Annotated in this window: 7 protein-coding genes; 2 read left to right on the top strand and 5 right to left on the bottom strand. The window is 56.6% G+C overall.

The window, feature by feature from the left end:
* Positions 1–272: 272 nt before the first annotated feature.
* Genes hemG through pepQ form a run of 4 tightly spaced genes read right to left on the bottom strand, consistent with a single transcriptional unit; the run spans position 273 to position 4256 of the window.
* Complete coding sequence (gene hemG, locus FHW04_RS10850) at positions 273–806, bottom strand: menaquinone-dependent protoporphyrinogen IX dehydrogenase (RefSeq protein ID WP_031375005.1); 534 nt, start codon at positions 804–806, stop codon at positions 273–275.
* 17 nt (positions 807–823) lie between these two features.
* Positions 824–2275 (bottom strand): Trk system potassium transporter TrkH, encoded by a 1452-nt coding sequence (gene trkH / locus FHW04_RS10845; RefSeq protein WP_031375006.1) that lies wholly within the window; start codon positions 2273–2275, stop codon positions 824–826.
* Between the two features lie 32 nt (positions 2276–2307).
* Positions 2308–2925 (bottom strand): IMPACT family protein, encoded by a 618-nt coding sequence (locus FHW04_RS10840; protein WP_031375007.1) that lies wholly within the window; start codon positions 2923–2925, stop codon positions 2308–2310.
* The gene (gene pepQ, locus FHW04_RS10835; protein WP_089562560.1) at positions 2925–4256 is read right to left on the bottom strand and encodes a Xaa-Pro dipeptidase; all 1332 of its coding nucleotides are present in this window, start codon (positions 4254–4256) and stop codon (positions 2925–2927) included. The genes FHW04_RS10840 and pepQ overlap by 1 nt, the downstream gene beginning before the upstream one ends.
* A gap of 187 nt (positions 4257–4443) precedes the next feature.
* Here pepQ and fadB point away from each other — a divergent pair, with 187 nt between their 5' ends.
* Together fadB and fadA are read left to right on the top strand one after the other, a co-directional pair.
* Positions 4444–6627, top strand: a complete 2184-nt coding sequence (gene fadB / locus FHW04_RS10830; protein WP_094106298.1) for a fatty acid oxidation complex subunit alpha FadB — start codon at positions 4444–4446, stop codon at positions 6625–6627.
* A gap of 10 nt (positions 6628–6637) precedes the next feature.
* A complete protein-coding gene (gene fadA / locus FHW04_RS10825; protein WP_089562559.1) occupies positions 6638–7801 on the top strand; it encodes an acetyl-CoA C-acyltransferase FadA in 1164 nt (387 codons plus the stop codon).
* Between the two features lie 72 nt (positions 7802–7873).
* Here the strand turns inward: fadA and fre are convergent, their stop codons facing one another.
* The gene (gene fre, locus FHW04_RS10820) at positions 7874–8575 is read right to left on the bottom strand and encodes an NAD(P)H-flavin reductase (protein ID WP_031375011.1); all 702 of its coding nucleotides are present in this window, start codon (positions 8573–8575) and stop codon (positions 7874–7876) included.
* Positions 8576–8608: the final 33 nt, after the last annotated feature.

Genomic DNA, 8608 nt, shown 5'->3' with positions numbered 1-8608 from the left:
GATTGTCTGATAAATTGTTAAAGAGCAGTGCGAGCAGCGGGTTAACCGTCTGTCGCGAGGTGGCGTATATTACGCTTTCCTCCCTCAGAGTCAACCTCTTTTCAGAAGTTTTTCTCCGGCGGCGCAGTCTCCTGTGCCTCTCAACCCGGCGGCCGGTAAGCCGTTGTTCCGTGTCGATGGAGGCGCATTATAGGGAGTTCGCGCGGGCTGACAAGCGTTTATTGCAAAAAGATTACCGTTCGAAGTAATTTTCATCAAATCGCGTTATTTCGCTACGATTTGCCTGGTAACTGTGCAAAATCATTGGCAAAACGGCTGACCTGTTGCCAATCGGTGTACTCCACTTCTTTAGTAGAATCGGTCTCGCCACCGGTCATTCGCATAATCAGCTGAATCATGATGCGATCAAACCAGCGATAACGCGGGTAATAGAGCGCACCAGCAAACACCGCACAGCAATCTGGCCGCCACGGCGACTGTGATAAGAACTTCTGGGTATAGGCATTGGTTTCCGGGGAGCGCTTCTCGGGTTTACGCGCCGTCAGGTTCACCGAGAAGAAACCACTGGTACGCTGCTGCAATTGGTGCAAATGCTGCTTAACAAATGCATCGACCACCGGCTGGAAATGGCCGTAACGAATCGAGGCGCCAATCAGCACCCGATCATACTGTGCCCAGTCAGGCGAAGTGGCATGCTGGATATTCATCACATCACAGTTTTGCTGCTGACCGATCTGCTCAGCTATATAAGAGGCGATTTTTTGCGTTTGTCCGTCACGGGTCGAGTAGAGAATCAGCGCTTTCATTTCAGCATCCTTATTAATTACTCACGCCAGAACGTCGGCGTGAACAGCACCAGCAAGGTAAAGACCTCGAGACGCCCGAATAGCATGGTGGAGATCAATATCCACTTCGCCACATCATTCATTGAGGTGAAGTTATCCGCGACCACCCCCAGACCGGGTCCGAGGTTGTTCAGCGTGGCGGCGACGGCAGCAAAGGCCGAGAAGTCATCTACCCCGGTGGCGATGATTGCCAGCATGCTGATCAGGAACACCAGCGCATAGGCCGAGAAGAATCCCCAGACCGCTTCGAGGATACGCTCCGGCAGCGCCCGGTTGCCCAGCTTGATAGTGTAAACCGCATTCGGGTGGACCAGCCGTTTAAGCTCCCGGTTACCCTGCTTGCACAACAGCAGGATGCGGATCACCTTCAGGCCACCGCCGGTTGAACCGGCGCAGCCACCAATAAAGGCGGAGCACAGCAGCAGAACCGGCAGGAACAGCGGCCAGCGCGCGATGCTGTCGGTAGTAAAACCGGCAGTAGTCGCCATGGAGACGACCTGGAAGAACGCCTGGTTCAGGGTCTGCCAGCCACCGGCGTAGACATTGTGGAACCAGAGCACCAGCGTGCAGATCAACACCAGCGTCAGCTGGACGCCGATAAACATCCGTAACTCCGGGTCACGCCAGTAGACGCGCAGATTACGGCCACTCAGCATGGCAAAGTGCAGACCGTAGTTACAGCCGGAGATCAGCAGAAACACCGCCACGATGGTATTGATGGTGCCGCTATTAAAATAGCCGATACTGGCATCATGGGTGGAAAATCCGCCGATGGCGATGGTCGAGAAGCTGTGGCCAATCGCATCAAAGGCCGGCATCCCCGCCAGCCACAAGGCCAGCGCACAGGCCACCGTCAGCAGCACATAGATCAACCACAGAGTCTTGGCTGTTTCAGCAATGCGCGGCCGCATTTTGTTATCTTTCAGCGGGCCAGGCATCTCAGCGCGATAGAGCTGCATCCCCCCCACGCCCAGTATCGGTAATATCGCCACCGCTAAGACGATGATCCCCATACCGCCGAGCCATTGCAGCATTTGCCGATAGAATAGAATCGCCTTTGGCAGTGAATCCAGTCCGACCAGGGTAGTGGCACCGGTGGTCGTCAGGCCAGAGAACGATTCGAAGAACGCGTCGGTAACCGACAGGTGCGGCTGTTCGGCAAAGATAAACGGCATTGCCCCCACGCTGCCCAGCACCGTCCAGAACAGCACCACAATCAAAAACCCTTCGCGTGGCTTGAGCTCTGTCTTCTGTTTGCGGTTTGGCCACCACAGCAGCGAGCCGATCACCAGCGCCATCATAAATGTCTGGCTAAAGGCCCGACCGGCACCGTCGCGATAAATTAATGCGACCAGGCCGGGCAAAATCATCGTCACTGAAAAGAGGATCACCAGCAGACCGACTATGCGGGTAATGGCGCGAAAGTGCATTCAGCCGTTCCTTTAAATAAAAGAGAAGAACATCAAGGTATGAGCGGGATAAGCGCTAACGCGCCCCGACTAAAGTCTGACAGATTTTGCTGGAATCCGTCGATTTGTCCATAAGGCACGGCCAGCGTCAGTGCAATGCGGTCCTGATACTGGCTGTCGGTGACCTTGCCTTCAAAGCGCTGCACCAGCCGTTCGATATCGCTGAGCTGCGCGTAGTCGCATTGCAAAGTGAACAGTTTCATCGGCACTTTACGCTGGCGCGCCAGTTGCTTAAGCCCCTGCTGCACCCCGCCGCCATACGCTTTCACTAAGCCGCCCGTGCCCAGCATGATGCCACCGTAATAGCGCACCACAACCGCGGTGATTTCACCGATACCGGCGCCCATCAGCTGCGCCAGCATCGGTTTACCGGCGGTGCCGGACGGCTCACCATCGTCAGAGAAACCCAGCTGTTGTGAATCATCTGGCGCGCCAGCCACCCAGGCCCAGCAGTGGTGACGCGCAGCAGGATGTTCATGCCTGACCTGTTGAACAAACGCCCGTGCCGCTTCCGTGCCGTCGGTGTGAGCCAACAGCGTGATAAAGCGGCTCTTTTTGATGGTCTCCTCGCTGACGCTTAACGCCACCGCGGGAATATCAAAGGCGTCCATCAGGCCAGGTGCAGATCGCGGGTCATATTTTCAACGCGATGCGCATGGATCACCACGTTATCCTCAATGCGAATACCGCCGTAAGGCCTGAGCGCATCAATGGCCTGCCAGTTAAAATGCTGGCTGAACCGGCCTTCACGCAGTGGCGTCAGCAGCGAGTCAATAATATAGAAGCCAGGCTCGATGGTTAATACCATGCCGGGTTGCAGCACGCGAGTGCAGCGCAGATAAGGATACTGCGCTGGTGCCGCAAGATGGGTGCCCTGCTCATCCTGCATAAACCCGGCGACGTCATGCACCTGCAGGCCGAGCGGATGCCCTAATCCATGCGGCATGAACGGACCGGTCAGATCTTCCGCCACCAGCGCCTCTTCACTGATGCCCTGCACCAGCTCGAACTTCAGCAGCAATCTGGCGATACGCTGATGCATCTGCAGATGATAATCGGTGTAACGCACGCCTGGCTTCAGGGTCGCGATCAGCGCCAGCTCTTCTGCATTCATCGCCTCGACCATCCGGGCATACAGCGAGCTGCTCTGCGCCGCGTAGCTGCGGGTTAAATCAGCGGCATAGCCAAGATATTCGGCACCCGCGTCAATTAGAAAGCTGTGGCGCTTTACCGGTGGCTGATGATCCAGACGGGTGTAATGCAGCACCGCCGCGTGTTCATTCAGCGCAATGATGTTGCCGTAAGGTACGTCGGTATCGCGATGTCCAGTGGCTGTCAGATAAGCCTGATTGATGTCGAACTCGCTTAACCCGGCAGAAAAAGCCTCTTTGGCGGCGCGATGTCCGGCCACGGCCAGCTTCTGCGCCTGGCGCATACAGGCCAGCTCATACTCGGTTTTGATGCTGCGATGGTAATGCAGGAAATCGATCACCGCTTTGGGATTGATATTGCCAGAACTGATACCGAGCTGCGCTGCCCGCGCATTTACCGGGCCAATATAGGCGACATTCTCACGTTGAGCCGGCAACAGCTGCGCAATCTCATCCGCATTTTTCAGGCCGATGACCTCAATCTCAGCGGTCCAGAAGCTGTCCGGCAGCGGCTCAACGTTATGCCAGTAGTCAACCGGAGAGTAAAACCACAACTTTGGTTTACTGACCCCATCAACCCACAGCCAGCAGTTCGGCACCTGCGTTACCGGCACCCAGGCTTTAAACTGTGGATTCACCTTGAACGGATAGGTGTGGTCATCCAGAAACACCGTCAACAACTCACCGGAATGGATCAGCATCGCATCCAGTTTATTGTGTGCCAGCACCTGCTGCGCCCGTTGCTGCAACGTGGCGATATGCGCGTGATACAAGGTCTTCAGGGAATCCATTGACGTCTCTCCAGTGTCGCGAAATGGCCGCAGTTTAGCATACCCCTTAAGCGGATGCCGTGTTGAGAGCGGCTGTGATCTTGTTAGCAAATAAGCAAAGACCCGTTTGCAAAAAATTAACATCACTCCCACACTCTCGATCATCTGGTATGACCAGATCACTTTTCCGCGGTTTCAGGAGACGCACATGCTCTACCAAGGCGCTAACCTTTCTCTTCACTGGCTGGACGATGGCATCGCCGAGCTGGTTTTTGATGCCCCTGGCTCGGTCAATAAGCTTGATACGCAAACCGTCGCCAGCCTGGGCGAAGCTATTGCAGTGCTGGAGCAGCAGTCTGACCTGCGCGGCGTGCTGCTCAGCTCGGCTAAACCGGCCTTCATTGTCGGTGCTGACATCACCGAATTCCTCTCACTGTTTGATGCACCGACCGAAAAACTGAGTCAGTGGCTGAGCTACGCCAACAGCATTTTTAACCGGCTGGAAGATTTACCGGTACCGACGCTGGCCGCCATCGATGGCTATGCGCTGGGTGGTGGATGTGAATGCGTACTGGCAACCGACCTGCGCGTTGCCACTGCCGATGCCCGCATTGGCCTGCCGGAAACGAAACTCGGGATCATGCCAGGCTTCGGCGGCAGCGTCCGTCTGCCGCGTCTGTTAGGAGCCGATAGCGCAATGGAGATCATTGCCGCTGGTAAAGACGTCGACGGAAACGCGGCACTTAAACTCGGTCTGGTCGATGCGGTGGTGGAACGCGATAAACTGCGCGAGGCGGGCATCACCATGCTTAAAGCTGTGGCGCTCGATGGTAGCTGGCGTGCGCGCCGGGCACCGAAACTGGCACCGCTGAAACTGAGCCCGATTGAAGCGGCGATGAGCTTCACCCTTGCCAAAAGTATGGTGATGCAGACCGCAGGCAAACATTACCCAGCGCCACTGATGGCGGTGAAAACCATTGAAGCGGCTGCCGGTCTTGGCCGTGAAGATGCGCTGAAACTGGAAAATGCCGCTTTTGTTCCGCTGGCGCAGTCTGACGAAGCGCGGGCGCTGGTCGGCATCTTCCTCAACGATCAATACGTTAAAGGGCTGGCTAAAAAACGCGGCAGCGAAAGCGGCGCGCCAACGCAGGCGGCCGTACTGGGTGCCGGTATTATGGGTGGCGGCATCAGCTACCAGTCAGCCTGGAAAGGCGTGCCGGTCAAAATGAAAGACATCAATCCACAGGCCCTGACGCTCGGGATGAACGAAGCCAGCAAGCTGCTTAATAAACTGCTGGAGCGCGGCAAGATTGACGGCAATAAGCTGGCCAGCGTGATTGCAACCATTCAGCCAACGCTGGATTACGCCGGTTTTGAACACGCCGACGTGGTGGTCGAAGCGGTGGTCGAGAATCCTCTGATTAAAGCTAAAGTGCTGGCCGAAACCGAGCAGCACCTGCGGGACGACGCCATCCTGACCTCCAATACCTCCACCATTCCCATCAGTCAACTGGCACAGGCGCTGCAACGTCCGGAAAATTTCTGCGGCATGCACTTCTTCAATCCGGTGCCGCGTATGCCGCTGGTAGAAGTGGTGCGTGGCGAGAAAACCAGTGAAGCGACCCTGAGCAAAGTAGTGGCCTGGGCCAGCAAAATGGGTAAAACCCCGATTGTGGTCAATGATTGCCCTGGCTTCTTCGTCAACCGGGTGCTGTTCCCCTACTTCGCCGCCTTCAGCCTGCTGCTGCGCGACGGTGCTGACTTCCGTCAGATCGATAAAGTAATGGAAAAACAGTTTGGCTGGCCAATGGGACCATCGTGGTTGCTGGATGTGGTCGGCATCGATACCGCGCATCATGCGCAAAGCGTTATGGCGGAAGGTTTTCCACAACGCATGAAACACGATTATCGCGATGCGATCGATCTGCTGTTTGATGCCGGTCGTTTCGGTCAAAAAAATGGCAAAGGCTTCTGGCGCTGGGAAACCGACAAAAAGGGCAAACAGAAAAAAGTGGCAGACAGCGAGGTCGATACGCTGCTGCAACAGGTTTGCCAGCCTAAGCGTGTCTTCAGCGACGAAGAGATCCTTAATCGCATGATGCTGCCAATGCTGAATGAAGTGGTGCGCTGCCTGGAGGAGAAAATCATCGCCTCGCCGGCCGAAGCAGATATGGCGTTGGTATACGGTCTCGGCTTCCCGCCTTTCCGCGGCGGCGCCTTCCGCTACCTCGATACCCTGGGCAACAGCAATGTGGTCGATCAGGCCCGGCGCTACAGTGCACTCGGTGGCCTGTATGAATTGCCTGAACTGCTGGTGCAAAAAGCGCATCAGCATCAAAGCTGGTATCCCGCCGCCAAACCAATTGACGAAGCCGCGCTGAAAAGCGCCTGAGGGCAAGAATATGGAAAATGTGGTGATTATCGATGCGGTACGTACGCCGATGGGTCGTTCAAAAGGCGGTGCTTTTCGTCATGTACGTGCCGAGGATCTTTCCGCCCACCTGATGCGTGAGCTGCTGAGCCGCAACCCGGCGGTCAATCCTGCCACGCTGGATGACATTGTCTGGGGCTGCGTGCAGCAGACGCTGGAACAGGGGTTTAACATTGCGCGTAACGCCGCCCTGCTGGCTGAAATACCGCACTCGGTACCGGCAACCACCGTCAACCGCCTGTGCGGCTCATCGATGCAGGCACTGCATGATGCCGCCCGTGCCATTATGGTCGGCGATGCGCACAGCTGCCTGATTGGCGGAGTGGAACATATGGGACACGTGCCGATGAATCACGGCGTCGACTTTCATCCGGGCCTCGGCCGCACCGTGGCCAAAGCGGCGGGGATGATGGGCCTGACCGCTGAAATGCTGGCGCGTATGCATCATATCAGCCGCGAGCAGCAGGATGCGTTTGCCCTGCGTTCGCACCAGCGCGCCTGGCAGGCAACTCAGCGCGGTGATTTCAAAGCGGAGATCGTCGCCACTGCCGGTCACGACAGCGACGGCATTCTCAAACGCTACGATTACGATGAGGTCATCCGTGAAGAGACCAGCGCCGAAGGTCTGGCGGCACTGCGGCCGGCGTTTGATCCGGTCAATGGCACGGTAACGGCGGGCACCTCGTCAGCTCTGTCTGATGGCGCGGCCGCGATGTTGGTGATGAGCGAATCCCGCGCCCGTGAACTGGGGCTGACCCCGCGTGCCCGCATCAGAAGTATGGCGGTGGTCGGCTGCGATCCGTCAATCATGGGCTACGGCCCGGTGCCGGCCAGCAGGCTGGCGCTGAAACGTGCCGGTCTGAGCGTCAATGATATTGACGTGTTTGAACTCAATGAGGCGTTTGCAGCACAAACCCTGCCATGCATAAAGGATTTGGGTTTGCTGGATCGGCTGGATGAAAAGATCAATCTGAATGGTGGTGCGATTGCGCTGGGTCACCCGCTGGGCTGTTCCGGGGCACGTATCAGTACCACATTGCTTAACATCATGGCGCGACGCGATGCGCAGTTTGGTCTGGCGACCATGTGCATCGGTTTAGGTCAGGGCATCGCCACCGTATTCGAGCGTCTGTAATACGTTGGGTCACTTCTTTGTCCGATTTACCCGCCCATGATGGGCGGGTTTTTTCTTTTGGCTTGTCATCGATCAGATGAAGGCGAAAGCATCACCATACATCTGCGATTCCAGCGCACCGCGTTCGGCGCAGAAGCGATCGCGTGCGATCTTGGCCATCTCGAAACGGCCAGCAATATAGATCTCATGCTCGCTCAGCGTGCTGAAATCCTGCATTACCGCGGTTAATACCGTACCCGAACGTCCCTGCCAGCCCGCTTCCGGTTGCTCGACCACCGGGATCACCTTCAGGTTGGGGTGTTTCACCGCCAGCGCATCCAGCTCATCCAGATCGTACAGATGCTTCAGCTCACGTCCGCCCCAGTAAATGGCGATATCACGATCCGGCTGCTGCGCTAACGCGGTCAGCAGAATGGAACGGGCATAGGAGAAGCCGGTACCGCCAGCGATCAGGATCAACGGTTTGCTGCTCTCTTCGCGCAGCCAGGCATCACCGTGCGGCATGTCGACGGTGATCTGGCGATCGTCACGAATACGATCCATCACCGCCATGGCGTACAGGTTGAGATCGGACGCACCGATGTGCAGCTCAATGATATCCTTTTCCATTGGCGTTGAGGCCAGTGAAAACGGGCGCTTATCACGCTCATCCATCACCACCATCAGATACTGTCCCGCGCGAAAACTGAAATCCGCTTCCGGAATCAGGCGAACGCGATACACCGTGTCGGTAATCGCTTCAACTGAAGTTACTTTACAGCTTAACGTTGTCATGCGTTCCCTCTGTCGGGTCGTCTTTATGGTTGT

Origin of the sequence: Pantoea sp. AN62, assembly GCF_050432985.1 — a bacterium.
Taxonomy (GTDB): domain Bacteria; phylum Pseudomonadota; class Gammaproteobacteria; order Enterobacterales; family Enterobacteriaceae; genus Pantoea; species Pantoea brenneri.
Note: the sequence above shows the minus strand (reverse complement) of the source record. Positions and strands in the feature narration are given on the sequence as shown.

Coding starts and splice junctions, on each gene's coding strand:
- hemG (WP_031375005.1), bottom strand. CDS start 806: ATGAAAGCGCTGATTCTCTACTCGACCCGTGACGGACAAACGCAAAAA.
- FHW04_RS10840 (WP_031375007.1), bottom strand. CDS start 2,925: ATGGACGCCTTTGATATTCCCGCGGTGGCGTTAAGCGTCAGCGAGGAG.
- fadB (WP_094106298.1), top strand. CDS start 4,444: ATGCTCTACCAAGGCGCTAACCTTTCTCTTCACTGGCTGGACGATGGC.
- fadA (WP_089562559.1), top strand. CDS start 6,638: ATGGAAAATGTGGTGATTATCGATGCGGTACGTACGCCGATGGGTCGT.
- fre (WP_031375011.1), bottom strand. CDS start 8,575: ATGACAACGTTAAGCTGTAAAGTAACTTCAGTTGAAGCGATTACCGAC.
- pepQ (WP_089562560.1), bottom strand. CDS start 4,256: ATGGATTCCCTGAAGACCTTGTATCACGCGCATATCGCCACGTTGCAG.
- trkH (WP_031375006.1), bottom strand. CDS start 2,275: ATGCACTTTCGCGCCATTACCCGCATAGTCGGTCTGCTGGTGATCCTC.